Annotated in this window: 25 protein-coding genes; 11 read left to right on the plus strand and 14 right to left on the minus strand. The window is 40.8% G+C overall.

Annotation, left to right across the window (positions count from 1 at the left end; all coding sequences use genetic code 11):
• Nucleotides 1-266 precede the first annotated feature (266 nt).
• Together GQR93_RS04980 and GQR93_RS04985 are read right to left on the minus strand one after the other, a co-directional pair.
• Nucleotides 267-1286, minus strand: a complete 1020-nt coding sequence (locus tag GQR93_RS04980) for a sugar kinase (RefSeq protein ID WP_003552905.1) — start codon at nt 1284-1286, stop codon at nt 267-269.
• A 165-nt stretch (nt 1287-1451) separates the two neighbouring features.
• Complete coding sequence (locus tag GQR93_RS04985; RefSeq protein ID WP_003552908.1) at nt 1452-2111, minus strand: GntR family transcriptional regulator; 660 nt, start codon at nt 2109-2111, stop codon at nt 1452-1454.
• A gap of 187 nt (nt 2112-2298) precedes the next feature.
• Between GQR93_RS04985 and uxuA the strand changes: the two genes are divergently transcribed.
• Complete coding sequence (uxuA, locus tag GQR93_RS04990; RefSeq protein ID WP_003552910.1) at nt 2299-3378, plus strand: mannonate dehydratase; 1080 nt, start codon at nt 2299-2301, stop codon at nt 3376-3378.
• 89 nt (nt 3379-3467) lie between these two features.
• On the opposite strand, the gene GQR93_RS04995 is transcribed toward uxuA, so the two are convergent.
• Nucleotides 3468-4454, minus strand: coding sequence for a LacI family DNA-binding transcriptional regulator (locus GQR93_RS04995; protein WP_003552912.1), 987 nt, complete (start codon nt 4452-4454; stop codon nt 3468-3470).
• Between the two features lie 249 nt (nt 4455-4703).
• Between GQR93_RS04995 and GQR93_RS05000 the strand changes: the two genes are divergently transcribed.
• Nucleotides 4704-6113, plus strand: a complete 1410-nt coding sequence (locus GQR93_RS05000) for an SLC45 family MFS transporter (protein WP_147605483.1) — start codon at nt 4704-4706, stop codon at nt 6111-6113.
• A 41-nt stretch (nt 6114-6154) separates the two neighbouring features.
• Complete coding sequence (locus GQR93_RS05005) at nt 6155-7819, plus strand: glycoside hydrolase family 13 protein (protein WP_035444401.1); 1665 nt, start codon at nt 6155-6157, stop codon at nt 7817-7819.
• A 145-nt stretch (nt 7820-7964) separates the two neighbouring features.
• Here GQR93_RS05005 and GQR93_RS05010 read toward each other — a convergent pair whose 3' ends face one another.
• Nucleotides 7965-8603: a bifunctional 2-keto-4-hydroxyglutarate aldolase/2-keto-3-deoxy-6-phosphogluconate aldolase gene (locus GQR93_RS05010; protein WP_202212597.1), complete on the minus strand. Its 639-nt coding sequence runs from the start codon at nt 8601-8603 to the stop codon at nt 7965-7967.
• Nucleotides 8604-8910: 307 nt separating this feature from the next.
• On the opposite strand from GQR93_RS05010, the gene GQR93_RS05015 reads away from it, so the two are divergent.
• Both GQR93_RS05015 and GQR93_RS05020 read left to right on the plus strand, forming a co-directional pair.
• Nucleotides 8911-10815 (plus strand): glycoside hydrolase family 2 TIM barrel-domain containing protein, encoded by a 1905-nt coding sequence (locus tag GQR93_RS05015; protein ID WP_003552919.1) that lies wholly within the window; start codon nt 8911-8913, stop codon nt 10813-10815.
• Nucleotides 10802-11764 (plus strand): beta-galactosidase small subunit, encoded by a 963-nt coding sequence (locus tag GQR93_RS05020; RefSeq protein WP_003552920.1) that lies wholly within the window; start codon nt 10802-10804, stop codon nt 11762-11764. The genes GQR93_RS05015 and GQR93_RS05020 overlap by 14 nt, the downstream gene beginning before the upstream one ends.
• 272 nt (nt 11765-12036) lie before the next feature.
• On the opposite strand, the gene GQR93_RS05025 is transcribed toward GQR93_RS05020, so the two are convergent.
• Entirely contained in the window at nt 12037-12282 is a 246-nt protein-coding gene (locus GQR93_RS05025) for a hypothetical protein (protein WP_035444403.1), read from the minus strand.
• A 419-nt stretch (nt 12283-12701) separates the two neighbouring features.
• Between GQR93_RS05025 and GQR93_RS05030 the strand changes: the two genes are divergently transcribed.
• Nucleotides 12702-13496, plus strand: a complete 795-nt coding sequence (locus GQR93_RS05030; protein ID WP_159298711.1) for an alpha/beta hydrolase fold domain-containing protein — start codon at nt 12702-12704, stop codon at nt 13494-13496.
• Between the two features lie 150 nt (nt 13497-13646).
• On the opposite strand, the gene GQR93_RS05035 is transcribed toward GQR93_RS05030, so the two are convergent.
• Both GQR93_RS05035 and GQR93_RS05040 read right to left on the minus strand, forming a co-directional pair.
• On the minus strand, nt 13647-14129 hold the full coding sequence (locus GQR93_RS05035; protein ID WP_035444404.1) for a GNAT family N-acetyltransferase: 483 nt from the start codon (nt 14127-14129) through the stop codon (nt 13647-13649).
• A 31-nt stretch (nt 14130-14160) separates the two neighbouring features.
• Complete coding sequence (locus GQR93_RS05040) at nt 14161-14934, minus strand: PhzF family phenazine biosynthesis protein (protein WP_003552925.1); 774 nt, start codon at nt 14932-14934, stop codon at nt 14161-14163.
• Between the two features lie 101 nt (nt 14935-15035).
• Between GQR93_RS05040 and GQR93_RS05045 the strand changes: the two genes are divergently transcribed.
• Nucleotides 15036-15905 (plus strand): LysR family transcriptional regulator, encoded by an 870-nt coding sequence (locus GQR93_RS05045; protein WP_003552926.1) that lies wholly within the window; start codon nt 15036-15038, stop codon nt 15903-15905.
• 110 nt (nt 15906-16015) lie between these two features.
• Here the strand turns inward: GQR93_RS05045 and GQR93_RS05050 are convergent, their stop codons facing one another.
• From GQR93_RS05050 to GQR93_RS05065, 4 genes are all read right to left on the minus strand, one after another.
• Nucleotides 16016-16456, minus strand: a complete 441-nt coding sequence (locus GQR93_RS05050) for a GNAT family N-acetyltransferase (protein ID WP_003552927.1) — start codon at nt 16454-16456, stop codon at nt 16016-16018.
• 9 nt (nt 16457-16465) lie between these two features.
• Nucleotides 16466-16900, minus strand: coding sequence for a MarR family winged helix-turn-helix transcriptional regulator (locus GQR93_RS05055; protein ID WP_003552928.1), 435 nt, complete (start codon nt 16898-16900; stop codon nt 16466-16468).
• Between the two features lie 187 nt (nt 16901-17087).
• The gene (locus GQR93_RS05060) at nt 17088-18710 is read right to left on the minus strand and encodes a peptide ABC transporter substrate-binding protein (RefSeq protein WP_003552929.1); all 1623 of its coding nucleotides are present in this window, start codon (nt 18708-18710) and stop codon (nt 17088-17090) included.
• Nucleotides 18711-19090: 380 nt separating this feature from the next.
• Entirely contained in the window at nt 19091-19396 is a 306-nt protein-coding gene (locus tag GQR93_RS05065) for a hypothetical protein (protein ID WP_003552940.1), read from the minus strand.
• A 148-nt stretch (nt 19397-19544) separates the two neighbouring features.
• On the opposite strand from GQR93_RS05065, the gene GQR93_RS05070 reads away from it, so the two are divergent.
• On the plus strand, nt 19545-20339 hold the full coding sequence (locus tag GQR93_RS05070) for a CPBP family intramembrane glutamic endopeptidase (protein WP_003552941.1): 795 nt from the start codon (nt 19545-19547) through the stop codon (nt 20337-20339).
• A 161-nt stretch (nt 20340-20500) separates the two neighbouring features.
• On the opposite strand, the gene GQR93_RS05075 is transcribed toward GQR93_RS05070, so the two are convergent.
• Nucleotides 20501-20950 carry a hypothetical protein gene (locus tag GQR93_RS05075; RefSeq protein ID WP_225430407.1) on the minus strand — a complete coding sequence of 150 codons (450 nt, stop codon included), beginning with the start codon at nt 20948-20950 and terminating at the stop codon, nt 20501-20503.
• 197 nt (nt 20951-21147) lie between these two features.
• Here GQR93_RS05075 and GQR93_RS05080 point away from each other — a divergent pair, with 197 nt between their 5' ends.
• The gene (locus GQR93_RS05080) at nt 21148-21585 is read left to right on the plus strand and encodes a hypothetical protein (RefSeq protein ID WP_003552945.1); all 438 of its coding nucleotides are present in this window, start codon (nt 21148-21150) and stop codon (nt 21583-21585) included.
• Nucleotides 21586-22133: 548 nt separating this feature from the next.
• On the opposite strand, the gene GQR93_RS05085 is transcribed toward GQR93_RS05080, so the two are convergent.
• Nucleotides 22134-22955: a matrixin family metalloprotease gene (locus GQR93_RS05085; protein WP_003552949.1), complete on the minus strand. Its 822-nt coding sequence runs from the start codon at nt 22953-22955 to the stop codon at nt 22134-22136.
• Between the two features lie 176 nt (nt 22956-23131).
• Here GQR93_RS05085 and GQR93_RS05090 point away from each other — a divergent pair, with 176 nt between their 5' ends.
• Nucleotides 23132-24565, plus strand: coding sequence for a PstS family phosphate ABC transporter substrate-binding protein (locus GQR93_RS05090; protein ID WP_003552959.1), 1434 nt, complete (start codon nt 23132-23134; stop codon nt 24563-24565).
• A gap of 50 nt (nt 24566-24615) precedes the next feature.
• On the opposite strand, the gene GQR93_RS05095 is transcribed toward GQR93_RS05090, so the two are convergent.
• Nucleotides 24616-25107: a GNAT family N-acetyltransferase gene (locus GQR93_RS05095; protein ID WP_003552960.1), complete on the minus strand. Its 492-nt coding sequence runs from the start codon at nt 25105-25107 to the stop codon at nt 24616-24618.
• A gap of 97 nt (nt 25108-25204) precedes the next feature.
• Between GQR93_RS05095 and GQR93_RS05100 the strand changes: the two genes are divergently transcribed.
• Entirely contained in the window at nt 25205-26680 is a 1476-nt protein-coding gene (locus GQR93_RS05100) for an MFS transporter (protein ID WP_003552967.1), read from the plus strand.
• Nucleotides 26681-26688 lie beyond the last annotated feature (8 nt).

The raw sequence follows: 26688 nt of genomic DNA on the forward strand, positions 1-26688 counted from the left end.
ATTCCTCCTAAAAGTCGTTGGCTGTTAATGTCCTAAACGATAGTCAGTATTAGAGAGCAGTTCCTATCAAATAACCCAAGAAAATATTAGCTATAGCAAACTGATCATTTGAGTGACCTCATCTATTATTTTAGTTCATTTACCAAAATTTAAGGAGAAAAAAAGATTAAGCTCTCACTAAAACGAGCCTAATCACATTGGCAATTGTTTTATAAATCCGATCAAATTGAAATTGGAAGTTTAGGACACCGTCATTAAATCGTGAACTAGCGGTTCATAGCTGCACCGCCGCGCTCAGCCAATTTGGAGATTTCATCACTATAAGCCAGATTAAAATCACCCGAGATAGTCAGCTTTGTCACACTAGCTGCAATACCAAAGTTAATCTGTTTTTGAGGATCGTATTGATTCAGGAAGCCATGCATGATGCCGGCCGCAAAAGCGTCGCCACCTCCAACACCCTCATAGACATCAACGGGGTATACAGGACTGTCATAAAAGTGATTATTTTGTAAAAGGATAGCTGACCATTGACTTTTTTCAACGGTATAAATGTTTCTCAGCACCGAACCAACCGTTTCCAAATTCGGGTAACGCTCAGTCAATTGAGTCATAGCAGCTTCAAATTGTTTCTTTTGAGCAATGCCGTTTGTCATATCGCCATCAAAGGCTTTAATACCAAAGGAAGATTCAAAATCTTCATCGTGGGCAAATACGATTGAGACATAAGGCATCATCTTCTCGGAAAACGCTTGTGATTCTTCAGGGGACCATAATTTGCCGCGATAATTTGCATCATAGACAACTTTAATGTGATGTTGTTGACAATAGCTGGCAGCTTTCAAGACCGTTTTTTGAAGTTCGGTTGAAAGGGCAGGTGTGATACCGGAAACATAAAAGTAATCGGTATCCTTTAAAGTCGTCTTCCAGTCGTAATCATTGCTGGTTGACGTTGCGAATGAGCTGTGGGCACGGTCGTAGATCACGTTAGTCCCGCGAATACTGGTTCCTTTTTCGAAATAATACGTCCCGATTCGTTGACCGCCTCGAAGCACTTTGGTTGTATCAACGCCATAACCACGAAGGCGGTAAAGGGCTGCCTCACCGAGCATGTTTTGGGGGAGTTTTGTGATAAAGCTGCTTTGATCACCTAATAAAGAAAGTGAGACCGCAACGTTTGATTCCGCACCACCAAATGAAGCCTCAAAAGAAGTGGCTTGAATAATTCTTGTACAATCTGCAGGTTTGAATCGTAACATCAGTTCACCAAAAGAAGTTAATTTCATAATCAAGTCGTCTCCTAAATTCGAATGGTTGGTTCCGCTTACACCTAATTGTATATTAATATATTAGTTTGTCAACAACTGTTTAAAAAGCCTCTTTTGAATGAGCTTATCAAAAGAGGAGGATAGGTGGATGAGTTTAAAATCACCGCATATGGATTTCTAAAATTAATCGATAAAGTAGTCCGGGAATTCTGAAACAAGTGTCTTCTTTTCAGCAAGCATCAGATTCAGATGGTCAAAGGCACGTTGACCGCTTAATTGCTGGTTGTGACTTTTTGTCGCGTCAAGGATGCCTTGATGCTGCTCAATTAATTCTTCCCATGGCATTTCTGTTTTCTGAATTCGAAGAAAGCGATAACGGTCTAGTTGAAGTGTGAGTACCTTCAACCAATTCCAGACTTCATCTTTGCCGGTTGCCGTATAAAACTTTTTGTGAAAGTCATTATCCAAGTAGAAGAAATCAACACTGTTTCGGTTCTTGGCAGCCAGTTTTTGCTTTTCGATCACATTTTGAGCATCCAGTACATCGAAATCACTCATTTCTTGAGATGCTTCCTCCACGACGCTACGTTCCACACTTTGCCGGACAAAACGCGCATTTAAAGCACTTTTTAAACTGATCTTGGTGACATATGTACCGCTTTGGGGAACCGTGTCCATGAGGCCGTCGTTTTTAAGGCGTAAAATAGCTTCCCGGACGGGGGTTCGACTAATATTTAATTTGTCTACCAGGTTTTTATCCTGAACCCGTTCACCGGGAGTTAATTTAAGTTTTAAAATATCATCAAGAATTGTTTGATAAGCAATTTCGTTAAGGCTTTGCATTGGTTAATTCCTCATATCTTTATTTTATTAAAATCAGTATACTAGTATTATTGTATCACGACAATCATGGCGGAATAGAAAGGATATAATATTATTTGACAGCGTTTTCCGGGCGTGGTAAATTAGATTTAATTGATATACTAGAATATTAGTTTTATTAGGTTGAAAATTCCTGTAGGAGGAAATTATGGCAAATCTTAAAATGGGGTTTCGTTGGTTTGGTCAAAAAGATGATCCGATCTCGTTAGCAGAAATCAGGCAAATCCCTCAAACAAAACAGGTTGTGGGTGCATTATTTGATGTCCCTGTGGGTGAGGTGTGGCCACAAGAAAAGATTGATGCGTTAAAGAAGCAGGTTGAGGATGCGGGCTTAAAGCTTGAGGTGATTGAGTCGGTTAATATCCATGATGATATTAAGATCGGTCTGCCCAGTCGTGATCAGTATATTGCAAATTACATTCAGACAATTAAGAATCTTTCGAAAGCGGGTATTAAGGTTATTTGCTACAATTTCATGCCGGTGTTTGACTGGTTGAGAACCGATTTACATCATCAATTAGCTGATGGTTCCAACGCTATGATGTATGAGGAAAGCAAATTACCCAAGGATCCTAAAGACCTGATGGCAGAAATGACTTCAGGCTCTCACGGCTTTAGTTTACCCGGTTGGGAACCGGAACGACTGGCAGCTTTAAAAGACCTGTTTGCAGCTTATAAAGACGTTGATGCGGAAAAGCTGCGGGAAAACCTAAAATATTTCTTGGATGCCGTTATCCCGGTTTGTGAGAAATATGATGTGCGTATGGCGATGCATCCGGATGATCCGCCAAAGCCTTTATTTGGTTTACCACGGATTTTCAAAGATCGCGACGATATGATTAAAATTGAACAGCTTCATGAATCACGTTATAACGGGTTTACCATTTGTACCGGGAGTTTGGGAGAAAATCCGTTAAATGATCTACCGTCGATTATCCGCGAATTTGTCCCCAAAGACCGGGTCCCGTTTATGCATGTTCGTAACATCAAGTATGTTGGCGAAAATGCATTTCATGAATCTGCTCATCCATCGTCAGAAGGCTCTCTGGACATGTTTGACATTATGAAAGCACTTCATGATACCGATTATGACGGGTATATTCGTCCCGACCACGGCCGAAATATTTGGGGCGAGGATGGTCGTCCCGGTTATGGCCTATATGACCGCGCCCTCGGCATTACTTATTTGTTGGGACTTTGGGAAGCGTTAGAAAAAACGTCTAATTAAGTTTGCGAGTCATTATTATAGAAGAAAAAAATTGGCATCTACCATGATGAAAATGGGTGAGATGCCAATTTTTGTGCTTGATGAAGGTGTTAGCTGCTTTGCCTCTCGGTAATTTTAATAGGCGTATAAAGTGACTTGAATTGTTTAATAGATTGACTGAGGAGGGTTTCAACACCCTTGACGCCCATTTCTCTAAATGATTGGGTAACACTTGTGATTTGGGGTCGCATGATCGTACACAGAAAAGTGCCATCGATACTGATAACGGCGAAATCGTTTGGTACTCGGATACCGAGTTTTTGGGCCTGATTCAACATGCCGATGGCGGCGAGGTCACTGGAAGCAACCGCTGCTGTTAGGTCGGTGTGTTGTTCATAATAGGACATTGCGGCAATGCCATCGTCATATGTAAACTCGCCATCATAAACCCAATCCAGTTTTGGCGTGACATGATTGCTGGACAGTGCCTTCCAATAACCGGCTAATCGTAACTGACCGATAACTGTTTCGGGATCAGCTGCCGCAAAGCCGATTTTGGTATGTCCCTTATCCATGAGATATTTAGTTGCCTGATAGCCGACTTGAAAGTCGTCCGATGAGATGAACGGGAATCGTCCTTTGAGAAACCCGATGGAGAGAAATAGAAAGGGGATGTTTGCTGACCTCAACAAAGCATCGTTCTTTGTATTCAAATCGATCGCTACCAACAAGATTCCCATGACAGCACGTTCAATAACCGTCTCCAGCGCACGTCTTTGTAAGTCGGGGTTCTTCTCTCCAGCATATAAAATAATGACATCCAAACCGTTCTTCATTGCTGTTTCCTGAATGCCGTCAATAATTTGATCGGCAGCGTTGGTCTGAATTGTACTGATAATGACTGCCAGAACATGGCTTTTTTGAGTGACCAATTCAACGGCACTGGTGTTTTTTTGATAGCCTAATTTTTTTACCGCTTGTTTCACTTTTTTAGCTGTTTTTTCTGAGTAAAAATCGGTTTGACCTGACAAAACTCGCGAAACGGTTGCCGGTGACACCCCCGCTAATTTTGCAATATCCTTGATTGTGGTGCCCATTTTCGCCGCTTCCTTTCTAAAGCATGAATCGTATTAATAACTATTCTACCATATAAATCCTGTTATTTTTGTAAACGTTTGTGCAAGTGATATAAAAGGGTTGCAACCGTTTGCATTTAATGTTAGTATCTTCAGTATAGAAGTGAATGAAACCGTTTTCTATCAATTTATATCAATTGGCCAAGTGATATAAAACGGTTCCGTAACAAATAATATATCTTGATACCTGTATATATTGGGGGAGTTCATATGATTGCTAAAGAACAAGTTGGTAAGATCGCCGGGCAGGCACAGGTTCAATCCGAAGCCAAGCCACAGCATAAAGGACTGCCAACGTTAAAATTAAGTACTATTTTTGCCATGACATTCGGTTTCTTCGGCGTCAACATGGCGTTTTCATTGCAGTCTTCGCAAATGGGGCGGATTTTTCAAACCATTGGTGCGGATCCGACAAAATTAGGTTTCTTCTTTATTCTCCCGCCTCTCGCGGGAATGGTTGTTCAGCCATTAATTGGTAAGTATTCGGATCAAACCTGGAATCGATTTGGCCGACGGATGCCATATCTGATGATTGGCGCACCAATCGCTGCGTTGGTCATGATTTTGCTTCCAAATGCCGGGTCGTTTGGTTTTGGCTATGCATCGCTTGCTGCATTGATGTTTGGTGCCATTACGATTCTATTTATGGATTTATCATCAAATGTCTGCATGCAGCCGTTTAAGATGATTATTGGTGACATGGTTAACGAAGATCAAAAGGATAAAGCATGGTCTTGGCAACAATCATTTTCCAATCTTGGCGGCGTACTTGCTACGATTTTTCCATTCCTGTTAACCTGGATTGGGGTTTCAAACGTTGCGCCAAAGGGTGAAGTACCTTTGTCCGTTAAGATGGCCTTTTATATTGGTGCCGGCGTCCTGCTTTTGACATCTCTATACACCATCTGGTCGGTTAAAGAGTACGATCCAATGACTTATGCACGCTATCATGGTATTTCAGAAGATAAGAAGAAAGAAAAGCAGCCAAGTCTTTGGCACTTGGTTAAAACAGCTCCCCGTTCATTCTGGGAAGTCTCATTTGTTCAATTGTTTGACTGGTTCGCTTTTCAATACATCTGGACTTACGGAACGGGTGCAATTGCTAAAAATGTTTGGAATACCAGTAATCCAGCATCTGCCGGTTATCAGGCGGCCGGAAACTGGTTTGGTATTATGACCTGTGTTGAATCATTGGCTGCAGTTATTTGGGGCTTTTTGGTTCTGTCGCACACGAAACCCACGCAGCGTAAATTCTGGTTTAGAATTGGTTTGATTATGGGGGGTACCGGTATGATTTGGGTATTCTTTGTCCATTCACAAATGCTGCTGATCGTGCCGTTTGCTCTAATCGGTATCAGTTACCTGACAATGCAGACTGAAGCATTATCATTATTCACGGAGTCACTTCATGGTGAAAATGAAGGGGCTTATCTGGGACTATTCAATTGTGGGATTTGCTTACCGCAAATTATCGCATCGGTTGCCAGCTTTGCCCTTTTCCCGTTGATCGGAAAATCAATGCCCGGAATGATTGTGATTGCCGGTGTGATGATGTTTATCGGTGCTTTGGCAGTTGGAATGATTCATCCGGCTTATTCTGAAAAATCAGCAACTAATTAATAAATGAAGGATTTTAAATTAAAAAATGGAGGATGTTTAGTATGGCACACAAGTGGTGGCAGGATTCGGTTGTCTATCAAATCTATCCAATGAGTTTTCAAGACAGCAATAACGACGGAATCGGCGATTTACCCGGTATTCAGAGTCGATTGCCCTATCTAAAAAAGTTGGGAGTCGATGTCATCTGGCTGAATCCGATTTATCAATCACCGAATAAGGATAACGGCTATGATATTGCTGACTATGAAGCAATTAATCCGATTTACGGCACAATGGATGATTTTGACAACTTGCTCGAAGCAACGCATAAAAATGGCATCAAGCTGTTAATGGATCTTGTGGTTAACCATACCTCCGATCAACACGAATGGTTTAAGGAAAGTAAGAAATCTCGTGATAATCAGTATGCCGACTATTATATTTGGCGCGATCCGGTTGACGGTCACGAACCCAATAATTGGGGTGCGGCGTTTGGTGGACCTGCATGGACATACGTTAAAGAACGGGGACAGTATTACTTGCACCTTTTTGCACCGGGACAACCCGATCTCAACTGGGAAAATCCGGAAGTTCGACAATCAATCTGGAAGCTGATGCGTTTCTGGTTGGATAAGGGTGTTGATGGTTTCCGAATGGATGTCATTAATCTTATTTCCAAGCCTGATGGGCTCCCTGATGCGCCTGCACCCGCAAATTACGCCACTGTTGAAAGCATGGTTGCCGATGGGCCTAGATTAAATGATTACCTGCATGAAATGAATGATCAAGTATTGTCGCATTACGATGTCATGACGGTAGGGGAAATGCCAAGTTCCAAACCGGAAGATGCGATTGAATATACCGGCCTAAAGAGCAATGAATTGAACATGGTCTTTCAGTTCGAGCACGTTTCCCTAAGTGCCAATCCGGACAAACGGCTGGGAAAATGGAACGATGCCCCAGTTAAATTAACGGACTTGAAGCGGGCATTATCGCGTTGGCAGGTTGAATTAGACGGCAAAGGCTGGAATAGTTTGTATTGGAATAATCATGATCAGCCAAGAGCCGTTTCGAGATTTGCGAATGATGATCCGAAGTATCGGGTACGTGCCGCAAAAATGCTCGGTAACACGCTTCATATGATGCAGGGGACCCCCTACGTTTATGAAGGCGAAGAACTTGGAATGACCAATGTTCACTACACGAGTTTGGATCAATATGAAGATTTGGAATCGATTAACAGCTATCATGAGTTAGTTGATCAGAACCACGATGTTGATGGTCAGACGATGCTGAAGTATCTGGCAAACGTTTCCCGAGATAATGCTCGGACACCGATGCAATGGGATGATCAGGAAAATGCCGGCTTCAGTCAGGCAAAACCATGGTTTGCATTGAATCCCAATTATAAGAGCATCAATGTCGCAAGTGAGCTTGAAGATCCGCAATCCGTTTTCTACTACTATCAGAAGTTGATTGCATTAAGGCATGATTCCGAATTGATTCGCTACGGTACTTATGAGGAAGTTGATCCGGAAGACTCTGAAGTGTTTGCTTATCGGCGTCATTATGCCGGTAAAACATTGCTGGTGATGAGTAATTTTACTGATCAAACGGTTATTCGAGACTATGATCAGGCCAGTGCCAATGAGTTGTTGATCAGTAACTACGATGATGATCAGGGCGTTAAACTTCGTCCTTATGAAAGTAAAGTTTATATCAAATAAATGCAACAGAGACAAAAAGACAGTGTGCTCAGGTTTTACCGGTTGGTAGGCTTAAGACACTGTCTTTTTGTGTAAGCAATTTTTATTTCAATGCGTGATGATCATATTTATGGTTATTGACTTGGGATGGTTTCAAAGGCCTGTTTTACTTGTTTCTAATAGCGTTGAGCTTCTTCATATACGCCTTGGCGTTTTCTGTAACTTGATCATAATCGCCGGCAGCACCCGGGCCAACCAAATTACCGCTTGCACCTGCACAAACTGCACCGGCATCGAACCAGTCTTGAAGATTATCCAAGTTAACGCCGCCTGTTGGCATGACGTTCATTTGTGGGAACGGTCTGTGAAGTTCTTTGATCATGCTTGGGCCGGCAACAACGGCAGGAAATAGTTTAACAATATCCGAGCCGCCTTCAAGTGCTTTTTGCATTTCACTCATCGTACTACAACCGGGCAGGTAAGGGACCTGGTATAAGTTACATAGTTTAGCAATATCGGCGTCAAACGTTGGGCTGACAATGTATCCTGCACCTGCCATAATGGCCAGCCGGGTAGAAGTCGTGTCCAGGACGGTTCCGGCACCAATGACGCCGTTGGGTAATTCTTTGGTCAATCTGCCAATAACCTGATCAGCGTGGGGAACAGTGAAGGTCAATTCAATACCGGTCACGCCGCCTTTAATGGCAGCTTTACTGATTGCTTCGGCTTTTTCCGGCGTTTCTGCACGGACGACGGCAATAATCCCGGCGTCGACAATTTTCTTTAAACTGTTTAAACGATTCATTGACATCAAGAAAATCTCCTTTGATAGTTTTAAAAACAGAATTCAAGAACATTAGTATATCAGTTTCATATATTAATATATTACTTTTGAATTGAAAACGCAACCACCTGAAAAGGTTATTTGTAAATACTGTAAGCGGGTGATGGCGTTTATATAGTAAGAATTAAATTCTATGCAAGAAAGTGCAAATATCATTAAATAACATTAAATATTTTTAATACAATTTAATAAGGATGTTGACAAAAATATGTGAAGCGCTTACATTAGTGTTGGAACTTAAATTTGCGTATGGGAGTGTGAGTGATAGATGAGTCACGAAAAAATAGCTCAAGCAGATAGTCGCTGGTTAGACGACCCGGAAGTCTTTCGGGTTAACGAATTACCAGCACACAGTGATCACAGATTTTATCGAAATCAAGATGAAATTAAACGTGATCAAAGTAGTTTTGTTCAATCATTAAATGGTGATTGGCGATTTTCTTATGCCAAGGATCCAATGAGTCGTCAAAAAGATTTTTATAAAGCAGATTTTGATTCCGGCAATTTTGATACAATTCGGGTTCCCGGATTAATTGAATTTGCCGGATATAATAAGATTCATTACATTAATACGTTTTATCCATGGGAAGGAAAAGAATTCCGCCGACCAGCGTTTACAATGGGACCGGATCAAGATGAAGCCGGTATGTTTAGCAAGGGCAAAGATAATCATGTTGGTGCCTACGTTAAGAAATTTACGTTGAATCCGGATTTACAGGGCCATGATGTCCGCATTCGTTTTGAGGGCGTTGAAACCGCAATGTATGCTTGGCTGAATGGCCATTTTCTGGGCTATGCCGAAGATAGTTTTACCCCTCACGAATTTGATTTAACACCTTATTTGACTGATGGAGAGAATACCTTGGCTGTAGAAGTATTCAACCGCAGTACGGCCAGTTTCTTGGAAGATCAGGATATGTTTCGTTTCTTTGGCATTTTCCGCGATGTGTCGTTAATCGCTCAACCGGCTGTTCATATTGAGGATTTATCAATTAAGCCAACCGTGAACGATGATTTTCAATCCGGACGATTAAAGGTTGAAGCTCAGTTTTCCGGTCAGCAAAGTGGCGTTGTTGCCCATTTAACCGTTGTTGACGCAACAGGCAAGCAGGTCTATGAAACCAGAAGTGAGGTTGACAGCGATGTTCAATTAGCCGATACACCGTTTAAGACAATTCACCTCTGGGACAACGATAACCCGTACTTATATCAGTTAACGATTACATTGACGGATAAAGATGGTCGGACATTGGAAGTTGTCCCATACCAGTTCGGCTTCCGTCGAATTGAAATCAATCAGGATAAAGTGATTGTCCTAAATGGCAAGCGACTGATTATCAAAGGTGTTAACCGCCACGAATGGGACGCCAAGTCCGGCCGGGTTGTCACAATGTCGGATATGAAGCAGGATATTGAAACGTTTAAGAAAAACAACATCAACGCTGTTCGGACCTGTCATTATCCGGATCATATTTCCTGGTACTACCTGTGTGATACCAACGGTATTTACATGATGGCCGAAAATAATTTGGAATCCCATGGGACTTGGCAGAAATTGGGCAGTGTCGAACCGTCCTATAACGTTCCCGGATCGGTTCCACAATGGCAAGCAGCCGTTCTTGATCGAGCTAAAAATAATTATGAGACTTTCAAGAATCATACCAGTATTTTATTCTGGTCACTTGGTAACGAATCATATGCCGGTGATGATATTGAGGCTATGAACAGCTACTATAAGGAAGTTGATCCATCAAGGCTTGTACATTATGAAGGCGTCTTTCATAATCCCAAATATAAACCAACCATTTCAGATGTTGAAAGCCGAATGTACGCAACACCGACTGAAATTGAGGCTTATTTGAAGGATAATCCGCAAAAACCTTTCCTACTATGTGAGTACATGCATGATATGGGTAATTCAATCGGCGGTATGAAATCGTATATGGACCTTCTTGATAAATATCCAATGTATCAAGGTGGCTTCATTTGGGACTTCATCGATCAGGCGGTTGCAGTCAAAGACGAAGTGACCGGTCAAAAGGTGCTTCGATATGGCGGCGATTTTGATGACCGGGTTTCCGACTATGAATTTTCCGGAGACGGCTTGATGTTCGCCGATCGGACAGAAAAACCAGCAATGCAGGAGGTTAAATACTATTATGGCAAATACTAATCAGTTAAAGGTCATTTACGGCGATGGGACTCTTGGTGTTGGTGGTGATGATTTCCATTATATCTTCAGCTATTCACGAGGTGGCCTTGAATCTTTGGTCATTGGTGGTAAAGAATGGTTATATCGTGAACCCAAACCGACTTTTTGGCGGGCAACAACCGATAACGACCGGGGGAATGGCTTTTCAAAGAAATCAATTCAATGGTTGGGAGCCGATATGTTTATCGATGTTAAATCGATTGATGTTAAAGTGAATAATCAGCTGATTGACTTTCCAGGTGCTCCGTTAAATAATCGGTATTCCAACAATGAGTTTGCGGATCAAATTGAGATTATTTACCATTATGAAACGTTGACGACTCCAAGCACGACGGTGGACGTGAGTTATACAGTGACACCAAATAGCGTCATTAAAGTGGCTGTTCACTATGCCGGACAAAAGGCGCTTCCGGAATTACCGGTATTCGGGATGCGTTTTGTATTACCAACCAAGGCAATTGATTATCAGTATGACGGTCTTTCAGGTGAAACATATCCTGATCGAATGGCTGGCGGTGTCCCCGGGGTTTATCAAATTGATGGCTTACCGGTCACAAAATATTTGGTACCGGAAGATAATGGTGTCCATATGGAGACAAACTGGGTCACGGTCACTCGAAACAGTACTAAAAATAACGCGGACTCATCCAGTGTCCCGTTTAGCCTGACTTTCGAAAAAGTGGATCAACCATTTGCGTTTAGTGCTTTGCCATACACCGCAGAAGAATTGGAAAATGCCACGCATATTGAGGAACTGCCGCTTCCAAGAAGAACTGTGATGACTATTTTAGGTGCCGTTCGTGGTGTCGGCGGTATTGATAGTTGGGGTGCGGATGTTGAACCTCAATATCATATTCCGGCAGATCAGGATATCGATTTTGGCTTTGTGATTAAACGAGGGTCGAAATAAGATTCGGATTGCGAATGGGGTTTCTAACAACTATGTAAACTTATTTTGAAATAAACGAGGGCCTCCGAGATTTGTCTTGGGGGCTCTTTTGTCGTTCACCGTAAAAGTTAATTCTCTTACCAATCGGGTCATTTAACCGAAATTAATCTGACTTAGGTGGCTGCCATAGGTTAGATAAGTATTAATGGAAGGTGAGCATCTATATATGGATCTCAAATTGTGATCTTTTTGCTATGAAACTTAATGCTTTCTTCCTGAGTGGAATCTTCTCACTAGTCGTCACTGCTTGAACCTGAAAAAATATCAACAACTAGTGCGATGAAGATTAAAGAAGGTGCCCAAGTGAGGGTGGCACCGAAGAATGAAAGTAAGTTACTACTTTTGGGTGCCCACTTAAATAATTCGAAAACAAATTGAATAAACAAACAGTCTGCCAAGCCAAATGTGATATCAAACGAGTATCTAAACATTAAAGATGTTTTTCTTTTGAATTTTATCTTTTGTCGTAAGCTACACATTGGCATTCTCCAGTCCTTAATAAATTTGGTAATCCCAATAATCAGCAGTTTTGTTAGTTCGGGAAGAGTCTGAATAAATTTTGACGTGATATCGCACGCAAACACTTTCTGAATCTTTGTCTTTCCAAGTGGATACCCACTAATTTTTGTTGGTTATTCGCGAAATACCTTTATTAACGATGCATCGTTGAAATTAGGCTATCATGCAATTTTGATTTTAACAATGGATTTATGAACTTTTCATAATTTTCACAATAAATCAATTCTTATTTAAAAAAATTTCATCTTTCAAATTACTATCATTATAAATCCAGAATCTCAATTATGAAGACGCTTTAATTGATTTAAGTGCCTTCTGGGTAGATACTTCATGTGATGAAACATCGAGCGTTTGATTTCTATCTAGGGGGAATTTAAAAATGGCAAATTTAGTTGTTAAAACGGATGTTGAATATGATTCGATCAACCATCAAAAGACGGACATCTACTATGATGGGGATGTGAAACAAGCTAAGGGTGCAATCATCGATATCCATGGTGGCGGTTGGTTTCGTGGCAATAAATCCAAGGATGCCGATTCATCCAAACGTTTCGTTGAATTGGGATATTTAGTCGTTACACCAGCTTATCGTATTACACCGGTTGCCTATTATCCGGCACCGTTAGAAGATATGGATCATTTGTTTGAGTGGCTGAAAAATTCTGATTTACCGTTCGATCATGATCATATCGGCGCATTTGGGTCGTCAGCCGGCGGAAATATGGTGGTCGAATTAGCCATTAAATACGGCATTCCAATCGTATCGCTTTCCGGAATTTTGGATATTGATGATTGGTTGGGCAAACATCAGGACGTGGTCGCTGCAGAAGGCGATACCAGCGGATTTAACGCTACAGCCAGTGCAAATATTAATCAGACCGGTGCCAACGATCCATTTTACAAATGGTTTGTGACCAACTATTTCAACGGCCGAACGGATCAGTATGAAGCAGCAACTCCTTATCACAGAGTAACCGATCAGACCGGCACAATGTATTTGGCTAATTCCTTGAATGAGTTTGTGCCAAACAGCGGTGTTTTAACGATGGCAAAGACGTTATCCGACCACCAAATCCCATATACGACCAGAATGTTGACTGGCAGCCGACATGCAAAGGGATATTTGGATGATGTATGGGATGATGTTGCGGCATTCTTTAATAGGACGGTTTAGCTTGTTGTTCTATAATAGGCAATCTTTTATTAAAAAGCTTGACCAGATACAAAATAACGGTTCAATAACTTCTAAAGCCAGTTTTAGAATATTGAACCGTTATTTTTTGCCTAATTTGATAAATTGATCCCTTTGTCATCTTAATAATAGTTAAATTGCCATGACAAAGAATCTATCCATAGCTGAATGTTCGCCATTGTTTAGAGGATGACCCAATTCTGAGAAGCCGTATTCCTGATAAAGATGAATGGCTGTTTTTAGATTATGGTGGGTTTCAAGATAGACTTCCTTGTAACCGGCATGTTTAGCAAAGTTAATTGCTGCATCAAGTAACTTGTAACTGAGATGTTTTCCTCTGGCATTCTCTGTTAAATATAATTTTTGCAACTCGGCTATTCTATTTTTTGCATCATATTCAGCGATGCCGTTACCACCTAAAATATCACCGTTGTCAGTGGAAGCTACGAAGTATTGACGCTTAGGGCTTGACTGGTAATACTGACTTAGGTTAGAGAGTTCGGGATCAAAATAGGCTGTCCCGGGGATATCTAATTGATATGCTTTTAATGAATGTTGAACAATATGAGCTAAAGCTGAATTGTCGCGACTTTCAATGGGTCTGATTTGTGTCATTTGCATTACTCCAATTCAAATTAATGATATGTTAGGCATATACTTCTCCAATTGAGTAAAGGGCTGCTTTACCGCTCAGTATGGTTCGTGCTCCTTGGTACTCGCAGTAAAGGATACCGCTTCGTTTGGAAGCTTGATAAGCGGTGATCTTATTTTTATTTAGTCGTTTTGCCCAATAAGGAACGAGGTGACAATGTCCGCTTCCACAAACGGGATCTTCATCGACAGCCAACTTTGGTGCAAATGAACGGGAAACGCTATCGTATTTTTCTCCTAGTGCTGTGATGTGTAGTAATAACCCATCGAGCTGACGAACCTTTTCTAGGTCTGGTTTAGCGTTGATGACTTGGTCCGGTGAATCAAGGACGCAGACCAGATCCCGGGCCATGTAAGCGGCAAGTGGTTTTGTTCCGATTGCATCAGTCATTTCCTGGGTAACCGCAACGGGTTTGAGATCATATGAAGGAAAGTTCATTTCATATAAATCACCGTTTTTGGCAACCTCCAATCGACCGCTTAAAGTTTCGAAGGTCACCCGAGTTCTGTCTTTTTCAATGAAGTTCATAATCACGTAACCGGTTGCTAATGTGGCGTGTCCGCAGAGGTCGATCTCACCGCCCGGGGTAAACCAACGGAGTCGGTAGCCAGTATTTTCCTTGACACAAAAGGCCGTTTCGGATAAATTATTTTCCATTGCAATTTTTTGCATCAAGTCATTCTCTGGCCAACTATCCAGAATGCAGACAGCAGCGGGGTTGCCTTTAAATATTTGATTAGTAAAAGCGTCAACAATATAACTTTTCATAGGCTAGTCACTCCATTTCTTATTGCATATACTTTAAAACAAGTTATCATATAAGTAAAATTAATTTTTGTAATTGCCGAATTAGGAGAGCTGATATATTGATGAATCGTTTACTTGCACTTCAAAAAGTCGTTGAGTTGGGGAGCTTTACAAGGGCAGCTGAAGCTTTAGGATTCACTCAGTCTGCAATTAGTCAAATGGTCACATCGTTAGAAGAAGAAATGAAGATTAAACTTTTAGATCGCTCCAGAAATGGCATTACGTTAACCCTGGAAGGGCGAAAAATCTTTTCTTTTATTGAAAATATTTTATTACAATACCAAATTATGGAAGAAAAAGTTGACGAAATCAAAGGCCTCGAAACAGGCGTTATCAGAATCGGAACCATTTCAAGTATTTCATGTCACTGGCTGCCCAAACTAATTAAAACATTTCAAGAAAAATATCCAAAGGTTGAATTTATCCTTCACCAGGGAGATTATACAACGATTCCTGAATGGGTGAAAAATGGTGAAGTTGATTTCGGCTTTATTAATCCGGACGTTAAAACCGGGTTGGATACTGAATTTATTAAAACCGGTGAATTACGTGCGGTCATTCCTCAAATCAGTGTTTTAGCAAAGCAATCCTATGTTAGATTATCAGATCTTGCACAGGAGCCGTTTTTACAGTTGGAAGAGGGCATCTTAAGTGAACCAATGGAAGCTTTCCATCGAGCTGGTCTCAATCCGGATGTGAAGTTATGTGTTCATGATGATTATTCAATTATGTCAATGGTCGAATCAGGAATAGGTGTCAGTATTTTGCCTGAGTTGGTCTTACGAAAAACAAATTACAATGTTAAAATTTTACCTATCAAACCTGTTATTAAAAGGAAAATTGGCATTGTTAAAAAAGACAAAGAGTCATTATCTTTAGCAAGCCAAAAATTTATTAAGTATCTATTTACAAAAGTAGATACGTTACCATGAAAACAAACGCATTTAATCAATTAGTCATTACATAATCAATACAAATCAACGAGATGGCTACTCTTTTTCCATTTTTAATCTGGTTCGAAATGCATTGTACTTGTCGGCAATCATCCTGCCAAAGGTTTATGAACCATTCTGATGTGCGGCGTGGAATGAAAGATAAATGGGTCGCCTTGAGTGATAAAACCAAACTTCTGGTATAGGGATTCGACTTGAATTTGGGCTTCAATTTTGATTGGCGTATTTGGGAAATCAGTTTGAATTGTCTGCATAATATGGTCGATTAAGGCTCTGCCATATCCTTTCCCTCGATATTCCGGTGCGGTAACGACACGGCCAAACGTGACTTGGCCATCGTCCTCGAATATCCGGGCATAAGCTGCGATGTTGCCGTCAACTAATTTGAAAACGTGGATGGCCTTAAGATCGTTGGTATCTACTTCCTGATAGATGCGCTTTTGATCGACCACAAAAATTCTGGTTCGAAGATATAGTATATCGAATAGTTCTTTGGTCGTTAACTGATTGAATGGTTTGATAACCCACATGATGAACGCCTACTTTCTGGAAAATAATAATTGATTAATGGTTTCAACGGCTTGATAAAATTGAGCCTGTTTGTCGATAGACAATTTTGATAATAATTGTGCTACCTGTTCGTTTGACCTATCATCCAGGTTCTGGGTCATTTGCTGACCGGAAGCAGTCAGCTTCAATTGAACGGAACGGGAGTCTTCAGGTGAGGGCACTTTTTCAAGGAAGCCCTGCTTGACCAGCCGATTAATGATTCGACTGGTATAGCTTTTATCGATTTTTAAATGGGTGGCAATCTCGTTGGGGTTGATGAGGTGGTTAATTTTAATTTCCAATAAGATACGTCCTTCCTGCCAACTTAGACTGGTATTGAATACCTGTCTGTTCAGTAATCCAAGAAGCTCCGTATAATCGCGATTAAATTCGCGAATCAAGGAAATTTCTTTTTGTGAAAGCAAAACGGTCCCTCCTGATGATTAAAATTTGGTGAACGTGATTCTAATTATAAATATTTTAGTGGCTTTTGTCCACTATTTTTAAAGGCGATTCTTCTGATTAAATCAAAAAAACGATTCGAAATTTCTAAAATGAGGTTAGAAATTTCAAACCGTTATCGAATAAGCTTAAAATGAAGACTGCCAAAATTTATTTTACATAAGCGTTCTTATAATTATAGTTTGGTCCTGCGGTATTATAAATGATGCCCTTGACCTTAGGATTAATTAACCATTTCTCTCCTGATTGATAAAGCGGTACGATAGCTTGATCCTTTAATGCCAAGTTCTGTGCACTCACCATATCGTTCCAACGGGCCTCCGGTTTATCGGCATCCTGGCCGTTACTTTTAGCAATTAATTTATCATAAGCAGCGTTTTTCCATTTTGAAATGTTACTGGGGTTCTTAGACGTTAAGATGTTTAAGAATGTGACCGGATCGGAATAATCGGCGAACCAGTCGGCAACGGTTGCTTGAAATTGTTGATCGGCCTGACGTGACAGGACAACTCTGGCAGGAATGTTATTTAAGGAAACCTTCAAGCCGGGTAATTTTTCAAGGGCGCTTTGGAGGTACTCTGTCAACTGTTTAGTAGAATAATCATCCCCAGCCATCAGCGTAAAGCTAAGTGATTTTAATCCCTCTTGTTTTAGTCCTTCTTTAAATAGTTTCTTGGCTGCCGACAGATTATAGGTCATTGAGGCAGGTGCGGTTGTGTCTTCAGTGAAGTCCTTTCCAGTCTTTGGCGAAACGGCCAATCCTTTGGAAACAAAACTATCATTTTGGATAGCACCGCCACCCACGACTTTGTTTGTCATGACTTTTCGATCAATGGCCATTGAGATTGCCTGACGAATTTTTAGATTCTGAAAGACCTTTTTCTTTTGATTGAAAGCAATGTAGTAGGAAGATGACTGATTTCTGGTCACAATGTGTTTATTCTTGCTGTATTGCTTGGCTTGGTCGTTGGAGAGACCGTCCATATCCAGCTTCTTTTCGTTATATAGATTCAGGCCGGTTGTCGGATCTTTCACAACACTGTATTTAACCTGATTCAATTTGACGTTTTTCTTATCCCAATAGTAAGGATTCTTCTTTAGGGTCCATGATAAGTTGGTTCCTGTCCATTTTGTTAATGTGAACGGCCCGTTGTAAACCTGTTTGTCAGATGACGTGCCATATTGACTACCATATTTTTGAACTGCTTTGGCGTCTTGGGGGAAGAATACCGGAAAGCCCATGAGTAGTTTAAAGAATGGCAGCTTATCTTCGAGTGTGACGGTTAGTTTATACTTGCCGTCTGCTTTAATGCCCAGGGATGACACAGGGGCTTTATTGGCTTGGATCTTATCGGCATTTTTAATCCCTGAGAAAAGATAGCCATACTGTGAAGAAGTCTTTGGATTCAGTGTTCGACGCCATGAATAAACGAAATCCTGTGCAGTGACCGGATCACCGTTACTCCATTTTGCATTTTTTCTGAGATTAAACGTGTAGGTCTTACCATCCTTGGATTCTTTGTAGGATTGAGCAATTCCGGGTTCAATCTTACTATTCTTGCCCAAGCGAAGAAGACCTTCGTCGACGTTATTTAATACTGTAAAACTGTTAAGCGCAGTCGTTTTCGATAAGTCGACAGACGTTAATTCGGAGTCGATTGATGTTCGGATAATTTGCTTGTCTGAAGACTGCTTGGATTTTCCACAGCCAACCAATAGTACTGAAAAACAGGTGATGCCAACCAATAATTTAAGTTGTTTTGATGACCCCATATAAAATCCTCCCTAAGTGCCGTTTTTGTTCTTCGTAAAATATTAGAAAACGGTAAACTGATGTTAGAATATGTAACATTTTCATTAATTATACTTTAATCAAATTTTAATGCAACCTTTTTTGATAAAACTAAAGCTTATAAACGGATTTTATTCAAATAAGAAGGGATAGGGATGGGGGATCAGTAAAGGTGACAGCAGTTTAAGAAAGGTTGATTTTTAGACATAAAAGAGCGATTCAGTTTTCCTGACATTAATCCAGGAAAACTGAATCGCTTTTTAAACGAACCTTATTTAAAATAACGGATACAACTCTAATTGAGCGGTTCTAATTCTTTGAGTGGCGTTATTGCCCCACCGTTTGAGTTTGATAACCTTACTTAAAATAAAAAGTTTATCGACAGGACAAACGCAATATAAAGGATGCCGTATGCCAATACGACAAAGTGTAAGGTATCTGTCAGTTTAAGCAGTCGGGTGGTTGCGTAATCTTTATTGAAAAATATGTGGAACCACCCCAATGGCAGTAACACAAGCAGGATACCATAGCCGATTTGTTCATAGAAGTGAGCCATTGTCAAAATCACAGGTGAGAAAAGAATCATCATAGTGACACCCACCAAGTACATAATGGCAAACGACTTCATAAATTTTGGATTGATTAATCGTTTTAAATTCGAGTTCATCAAAATAAATCATCTCCGTTTGAGTGGCTTACACTGGCATTATAACAAGTTAAAACCGTTAAAGCCAAATTGATTTAAAAAACACAAAATTTATTCAGGGGCTAAAATATGATACCCTGTCAGTATGCATTAAGAAAGTAGGGATAATTTGATACAAACACGTTGGTCTTGGCAGAAGCTTCTTATTTCCGCTGTCATTTTATTTGGATTATTATTTGGTATCAGCTTTGTTTCCAGAGCGATACTGTTTTCCGGTCACAGTGAGACGGCGATTTATCTTCGAGCAGTTGTCAGGTTTACATACGCTGTTATCGCGGGTGGCATTGCCTACTATGGATTGGGAGGCAATCGGCTTTTAAAATCGGTGCCGCCATTAAACCTTTTTCTTAAAATAATGATAACGGTTATTGGTGTGTTATTAATATTACTGTTGCTCGTAAGTGGCTTTCCATATCGGCTGTTGGCAATGGTCCATTCAAATCTGTTTATTGCAAATACATTAGTTGCATTATCGGCCGGAGTTCTTGAAGAGTTTACCTGTCGGGGGCTGTTACTGTCGGCTTTCGCGCAAGCATTTGAACGAAATAAGTACCGTTATACGTGGGCGGCGGTGGTTTCAGGCGGTTGTTTTGGGTTACTGCATTTATTTAACTTACTTGCCGGTCAAGCCTTAATGACCACACTTCAACAAGCCATCTATGCATTTGTTTTGGGCATCCTTTTTGTCGCAATCAGATTAACGACTAATTCGCTTGTTTGGGTGATGATCATCCATTTCTTTATTGACTGGCAGCCAACCATCTCATCTGAAGTCATGACCGGAAGTGGGTCGCCATGGGGCGCATTTTTTATTGTTTGGACGCCTGTTTTGTTGATCGGATTGGCATTTATGATTGGTTTTGACAAGAACGTTCGCTGGCATTCGGGGTTATCATTTCTATAAATTGACGTGAAAGACGATCAATTCACCCATTTAGTGGTCGCTATTTTGCTGACTATCGATTATGTCAAGCAACAGGAATCTCAAGCAGATATGGACAGTACAACTTACTGAAAATCAATGAATGGCATTAGAAGTCGAGCTGAAAGACTTTTAGTGTCATTTTATTGTGCATGTGGGTATTTTGAAGTTATATACCGGTCTTTCAGAAAAAAGAGTCCTGCAATCAAGGGCCCCAGTAGTGCATAAAGCAAACTCAGACTGATGTTGATGACGAGCCCCCACTGGTCATCGTGGAGCTGCATCATGAATTGCCACTGCGATAAGCGTTCTTTTCGTCGATTGATGAATCCCCATTCATCTTTAGGAGATCGTTTTCTGATTCTTTCTGATTTTAATTCTGATAGTCCCTTTGTCGGCAGTGATTGACTGGTTAAATAAAATGTTTTGCGATTAACTAAGAACAACTGAGAAACCCATGAACAAAAAAGCCATACATTGAACCAGTTAAAATTAAACACGAACCGCATCCTACCATCTGCATTGAAGAAGTAGAGTAACCCGATCATGATTAGAGATTGGCAGATGAAGCGGCCTGTCTTTCTATAGATCATTGTTTTGTCCCTCCAGTTTTTGAAAACTTGCCTATGGTCAAAAGTATAGCGAATTATGGCTAAAATTAAAGACATTTTCTCAGAAATACGACATATTTCTGAGAGGCCCTTTAATTTTAAGCGATTGTCTTTATAATGGAAACCAGTTAAAAGTTTGAAGGACCTAATTGGAAACAGTGAGGATGGGAGGCAGTTAGATGACAATGGCTTATGAGATTCGTGGCCTTGAAAGGGGAACGCTAAGTGTCTTGCTCATTTTATTTTTTAACGTAACTAACTTTAGCGTATCGGCATTTCATATTAATTTTAATTGGTATGTGGATCTGGTACTCCTAAGCTTTATCACGGTTTATCCATATGTCAGGTATCGCCTGCATCGCCTTTATCAATGGCAGTTATTTTCGAACAGAAAATCGCGGTTAACCACAAATGTTAATCAATATCGTGACCGGTATCTGGCGACGGCACGGATGCCCGAATCAAATTTGAGAACATTGGCTTATTCAAGTGATGGTCATTATTTGTGGTTCTTCGCAAAGTGGTTGAAAAACTTTTTGTTGGATTTGATCGTTATGCCGCTGAGTATTGTACTCAGTGTCTATTTTATTTTTCGGAGTCGATTCACAAATCTTTAAGATTATAAGCAGAAATAATGGTCGCAAATATAAATAGACGCGTTTCAATATAAAAATAAAAGTCCTGTAAGGATCGATGATTTTACACTGATCTTACAGGATTTTTTTAAATGTATCGCCTGAGAAAGGGATTTCTTTTGGTCATTTGAGATGAACTGCCATTAGGAAAAAAATAACGTACATGACAACAGCTATTGGTCCGAATACTCTCGTGGATTTAATATACATTTTTTTGCTGTCTTGATTCTTAATTAACTTATCGCCTATTAAGTTAAGCGATAGCGCAAATATCAATGGTATGCCGATCATTAAAAGAATATAAAGATAAATAGTCATATTCAAAACTCCTTGCTAACCAGTACACACCAAAAATATGTCTAAAGTTTGAGTATTTTGTAAATATAGTGTGAATAGAGGTTGATCTTTTTGTGAAAAAGTTTAAGTGTTTGGAGTATTAATCTTTGTTTAACAGGTTTTCTTTAAAAATATAAACAATCAAAAACGAGGTCGGATTTTTCCGACCTCGTTTAATAGGGCATTTAAGCTGATCACCAATATCCCAATAATTTCGTTAATTTAGCTCTATTAATATCCCGGTTCGATAATTTGTTGGTAAATCCCGCGAAAGAACCATTGCCGGTTTTAGACGTCGTCCAGGAATATTTAATACTGCCGGCACTTTCGCCTGACTGAGCGTACATAATATCGTCCAGATAAGGTGTGTGATCCAGCCCCAAGCTGTGGCCGAGTTCATGGGTGATCGTTGCTTCCCAGAAGCCGCGGTAATACTTATCGTAGGCAGCTTTGTCAGCGGCGGTCTTTGGTTTGGATACCTTTTTTCCGCTAACGGCTTCAAGTACGGTCAAGATGTAACTGTTGCTATTGAAGTGGGATTTATTGACCCAAAGTTTATTGGTCCTGTACAGGCCATCCCACAGACTGCCATTTTGACCACCCGTTCCAAAGCCGACTCTGATCGTGTAGTTGGTGCTCGTTCCGGTTTTAAAAACGGTTGTCCCCAAAGCTTGATTCCAGGTTTTCATCGAGACAGACAAGTATTTACGAAGCTGGGGAGAGGCAGTGTAAACCAACGCTTGATGATGGTTAAAGACAGACGGCTTGCTCATTAAATCAACATTATATTCCTTGTTGAATGTTGTTTTGTATTGACTGTAAGTCGCTTTGGAAAATGAGCGGACGCTGCTTGTCGGATTTAGATCGGGTGTCTTTTGAATCCGTGAGATAACAGTCTTTTTTGCGGTTGTTTTGGCGTAAGCCTGTGTTTGGAAATGGGATCCAAGCGAAAATGGCAGTGCGGTGGCGACTGTCAGGGATGCCAATAAACTGGCAAGTAAACGTTTCTTCTTCATTATCAAATGATAGCTCCTTACATATAGTCCGTTATAAGTTATTGGAATCATAACACCATCTAAGAACCGGTTCAAGAAATCGCCATCAAAGGTTCCTGTTTATTATGAAATTTTCATCATTAGAATTTATAGTGATTATATATAGAATGATCTCAATATGAGGGGGAGTTTGAACGTTGAAAAATAGGAAGCGTCATGACCGAAAGGGGTTCTGGTGGCAGTTATTCAGAAGTCTGATTGTTTCACCGTTAATTGTCGGATTCATTGGTGTTTTTGGACTCGGCTGGTGGTGGGCAATGATACCGGCATTATTGCTGAACGGGATTTATTGGTATCGGTACAATAAGAAATATCAAATCACCAACTTTTCAAATGAAATAAAAGCAATGATCATTTCTTTGATCTATTACCTGGGTATTTTTTCGCTTATTATGATTGTCTATCGTTACAATTACGTTGCTATGTCGGAGTATCCGTTAATTGCATTTGCCTTTCCATACAACTTATCCAGTCTGATAGCCGGTGCTTTTTTAATGTATGACCTTTTCCCATGGTTGATTATCGGGACATTTTGGTCAGGGGTATTGGGTGCTGTTTACTACCAAAGTGTGGTTGGACAATTTCCAAAACTGGGAAAGAGGCAGATGACTTGGTTAATTGGGCTCTGTTTGATTAGCTTACTGCCGCTTTACCAACAATTTGCCAAAAATTTGCGATACGTTCATACATATAGCGATACTTCCAGTGAACTTAATTTAAAACAGTTTCGACCGTTTATGAAAAAGTCACATCTGGCGAGTTTGGGCCATTCAACAAACTTGCGATTTGTCAGTCACTATCCCCGTTTGGATGGGGCTACGGCTGCGTATCCCATTTATTCAGCGATCGCACAGACATTGTATAAGGGGATGACGGCAAAGCAGGCCGCTAAAATAGTTCGGGTAGGAACAACCCCACAGGCCTTTGATCGACTGATTCATAAAAAAGCTGACGTCGTCTTTATGGCTCAGCCGTCCACAAAACAATTAGCAGCTGCCAAAAGGGCCGACGTTAAGTTGAAGCTGACTCAGATTGGCAGTGAAGCATTTGTGTTTTTCGTTAACAAAAAGAATCCGGTGAACAGTCTTTCCGTCAAACAGATTCAATCAATCTATCAACGAAAGACCATTTTTTGGTCAAGCGTAGGTGGTCGTTTTGAAACCATTTTGCCGTTTCAAAGGGCAGAAAACTCCGGCAGCCAAACGGCCATGGAGAAGCTGGTCATGCGCAATCATCAATTAGCTAAACCATTGAAATATCAGGAAGTTGACGGCATGGGTGGCATTATTGATGACGTAGCCGGATACAACAATCGTACCAACGCACTCGGCTATTCGTTTCGATTCTATACGACAAAAATGAAGCGAAATAAGAACATAAAATTATTGAAGGTTAATGGGATTACGCCAAATATGACGACTATTCGTCATGGCAGTTATCCGTTTATTGCTAAAATTTATGCGATTAGCAGATGCCATCAGACTAAAAATACCCAACGGTTGATTCGTTGGGTACAAGGCAGGGACGGCCAACAATTGATTGATCGAACCGGATATGTGGGGTTGAGGTAGCTCTGCTGAATTGATCCGAATACGGGTGTGAAGCATCATCATGATGCTTTCTATAAGGTAAGCACCATATTATACCAAATTTCATCAGCGTGATCGGAATCCGCCACGCCTTCGTTTTTGTAGCCGTGGCTTTCATAGAAAGGAATCAATTTCTTTAAACAGGTGAGGCTAATGGCGGTCCGTCCTTGTTTTCTAGCTACTTTTGCCAATTCATCCAGCAATTGACCGGCAATGCCGTTATGTTGATATGAAGGGTCAACCACCAAACTGAGCACTGTTTGATAGCTTTCACTTGGATTGTTTGGTCTCGCCTTTTCATAAAGCTCGTCGGTTAAGTAACGTTGACCAAAGGAAGGTCCCACAATGTAGCCGACGACTTGGCCTTGATCATTCTTGGCAACGATAAATGTATCCGGGTAAAGTTGGATTCGGTCTTTCATAGCTTCGGTAGTGGCAGCTTCAGCGTCTGAAAAGCCGGTATGTTCAATCCGCATGATGTCGGATAATGCTTGTGGTTGGGCGTGATCAAAAGTTATTTTCATCTTAAAAGCTCCTGTCTAATTGATTGTCTGTTCTCATTTTATCTGATAATGGTAGACTTTTCTATGTGAACAATTTTGAGAGAAGGGATTCGGGTTTATGAATCACAAAACAGAAACATTGGATAAGCAGCAAGGTCCTAATAAACGGTGGATCATTATGACAGCGGTTTTTATCGCTACGTTCATGACATCGGTTGAAGTGACCATTGTGACGACAGCTTTGCCGGCCATCATCAGTGAATTACACGGGCTGGCTTTTCAAAGCTGGATTATGAGTGCGTATTTGCTCACAACGGCCATTACAACGCCGATTTATGGCAAATTGGCTGATATGATGGGTCGACGAAACATTTTTCAATGGGGTGTCTTTGTCTTTACCGTGGGGTCTTTGTTAAGCGGGTTATCACCATCTATTTTATTATTAATTATCTCTCGGGCGCTTCAAGGAATTGGTGCAGGCGCAGTCATGCCACTGACGTTTACCATTATTGCGGATAATTTTAGTTTTAAAGAACGCGCCACGGTGTTGGCCTTTAATAACACGGCGTGGGGGTTATCAGCGTTGGTTGGACCGTTGATCGGCGGCTTTCTGGTTGATCAGTTATCTTGGCACTGGGTTTTCTTTGTTAATGTACCGTTGGGCATTGTGGTTATGCTATTCGTCTGGTTTGGCTACCATGAAAAAGTTAAGTTACGGAAGAAATTGACAATTGACTGGTTCGGTATCCTTTGGCTTGCGGTCTGTTTAGTCGGCTTACTGTTAGCTATCCAGGTTTTGGATAATCAGCCTGTGATGGCGCTGGGACTGTTTATCATTGCTGCGGTTAGCCTATGGCTGTTAGTCAGACGGGAACGGCATTTTTCAAATCCGTTGTTATCACCAAAAATGTTTCGTTCGGCGACCTTTAGCATTCAAATTATCACCGCAACGATATTAAGCGGGGTTCTGATTGGCTATCAGGTTTATTTCCCGATTTGGCTGCAGTCGCTTTACCGGGTTTCCGCCACGACAGCGGGGTTGGTTGTCACGTCTAGTTCGGTTATGTGGTTAATTGCCTCCTTCTTCGTCGGTCCCTTACTTGCCAAATACGTGCCAAAACGGATTGCAATTGTCCTGATTATCTTGATGCTATTGGGATATGTCGAGTTGATAGTTGCAGGTCAGTCGTTTCCGGTTTGGGCATTCTATGTGATTGCGATGGTTAACGGCACCGGGATGGGCATTGTGATCAGTATGAATACGATCCTCAGTCAACATTTGGTTCCGCCGACAATGGTTGGTTCGGCCACCTCAATTTTAACTTTGGGGCGGTCATTGGGCCAAACCGTCATGGCTGGTGTCTATGGCGCAATTTTAAATTTGATGATTCGACTGAATCTACATGACGGCATAACCTTTTCACAGGTTAATGGTGTGATCAGCTCAAACCACACGCATGAGGTGGCTAATCGGGCAATGGCAGATCCAATTATTTTAATGGCATTACATGCGGTTTTCGTTTCTGTTGTTTTGATTTTGCTGATTGTGATCGTGATTAATTGGCTGGATCCGAATAAAAAGATCATTAATTAATATCAGTT

This window comes from Lentilactobacillus hilgardii (assembly GCF_009832765.1).
GTDB classification, from domain to species: Bacteria; Bacillota; Bacilli; order Lactobacillales; family Lactobacillaceae; genus Lentilactobacillus; species Lentilactobacillus hilgardii.

Excerpts from the sequence above, each read along its gene's own strand:
- GQR93_RS05025 (WP_035444403.1), bottom strand. The coding sequence starts at position 12,282 with ATGTGTAGCTTACGACAAAAGATAAAATTCAAAAGAAAAACATCTTTA.
- GQR93_RS05015 (WP_003552919.1), top strand. The coding sequence starts at position 8,911 with ATGAGTCACGAAAAAATAGCTCAAGCAGATAGTCGCTGGTTAGACGAC.
- GQR93_RS05075 (WP_225430407.1), bottom strand. The coding sequence starts at position 20,950 with ATGATCTATAGAAAGACAGGCCGCTTCATCTGCCAATCTCTAATCATG.
- GQR93_RS05065 (WP_003552940.1), bottom strand. The coding sequence starts at position 19,396 with ATGAACTCGAATTTAAAACGATTAATCAATCCAAAATTTATGAAGTCG.
- GQR93_RS05060 (WP_003552929.1), bottom strand. The coding sequence starts at position 18,710 with ATGGGGTCATCAAAACAACTTAAATTATTGGTTGGCATCACCTGTTTT.
- GQR93_RS05085 (WP_003552949.1), bottom strand. The coding sequence starts at position 22,955 with ATGAAGAAGAAACGTTTACTTGCCAGTTTATTGGCATCCCTGACAGTC.
- GQR93_RS05020 (WP_003552920.1), top strand. The coding sequence starts at position 10,802 with ATGGCAAATACTAATCAGTTAAAGGTCATTTACGGCGATGGGACTCTT.
- GQR93_RS05100 (WP_003552967.1), top strand. The coding sequence starts at position 25,205 with ATGAATCACAAAACAGAAACATTGGATAAGCAGCAAGGTCCTAATAAA.
- GQR93_RS05005 (WP_035444401.1), top strand. The coding sequence starts at position 6,155 with ATGGCACACAAGTGGTGGCAGGATTCGGTTGTCTATCAAATCTATCCA.
- uxuA (WP_003552910.1), top strand. The coding sequence starts at position 2,299 with ATGGCAAATCTTAAAATGGGGTTTCGTTGGTTTGGTCAAAAAGATGAT.
- GQR93_RS05095 (WP_003552960.1), bottom strand. The coding sequence starts at position 25,107 with ATGAAAATAACTTTTGATCACGCCCAACCACAAGCATTATCCGACATC.
- GQR93_RS05080 (WP_003552945.1), top strand. The coding sequence starts at position 21,148 with ATGACAATGGCTTATGAGATTCGTGGCCTTGAAAGGGGAACGCTAAGT.
- GQR93_RS05040 (WP_003552925.1), bottom strand. The coding sequence starts at position 14,934 with ATGAAAAGTTATATTGTTGACGCTTTTACTAATCAAATATTTAAAGGC.
- GQR93_RS05030 (WP_159298711.1), top strand. The coding sequence starts at position 12,702 with ATGGCAAATTTAGTTGTTAAAACGGATGTTGAATATGATTCGATCAAC.
- GQR93_RS05050 (WP_003552927.1), bottom strand. The coding sequence starts at position 16,456 with ATGTGGGTTATCAAACCATTCAATCAGTTAACGACCAAAGAACTATTC.
- GQR93_RS05045 (WP_003552926.1), top strand. The coding sequence starts at position 15,036 with ATGAATCGTTTACTTGCACTTCAAAAAGTCGTTGAGTTGGGGAGCTTT.
- GQR93_RS04980 (WP_003552905.1), bottom strand. The coding sequence starts at position 1,286 with ATGAAATTAACTTCTTTTGGTGAACTGATGTTACGATTCAAACCTGCA.
- GQR93_RS05035 (WP_035444404.1), bottom strand. The coding sequence starts at position 14,129 with ATGACACAAATCAGACCCATTGAAAGTCGCGACAATTCAGCTTTAGCT.
- GQR93_RS05010 (WP_202212597.1), bottom strand. The coding sequence starts at position 8,603 with ATGAATCGTTTAAACAGTTTAAAGAAAATTGTCGACGCCGGGATTATT.
- GQR93_RS05000 (WP_147605483.1), top strand. The coding sequence starts at position 4,704 with ATGATTGCTAAAGAACAAGTTGGTAAGATCGCCGGGCAGGCACAGGTT.
- GQR93_RS04985 (WP_003552908.1), bottom strand. The coding sequence starts at position 2,111 with ATGCAAAGCCTTAACGAAATTGCTTATCAAACAATTCTTGATGATATT.
- GQR93_RS04995 (WP_003552912.1), bottom strand. The coding sequence starts at position 4,454 with ATGGGCACCACAATCAAGGATATTGCAAAATTAGCGGGGGTGTCACCG.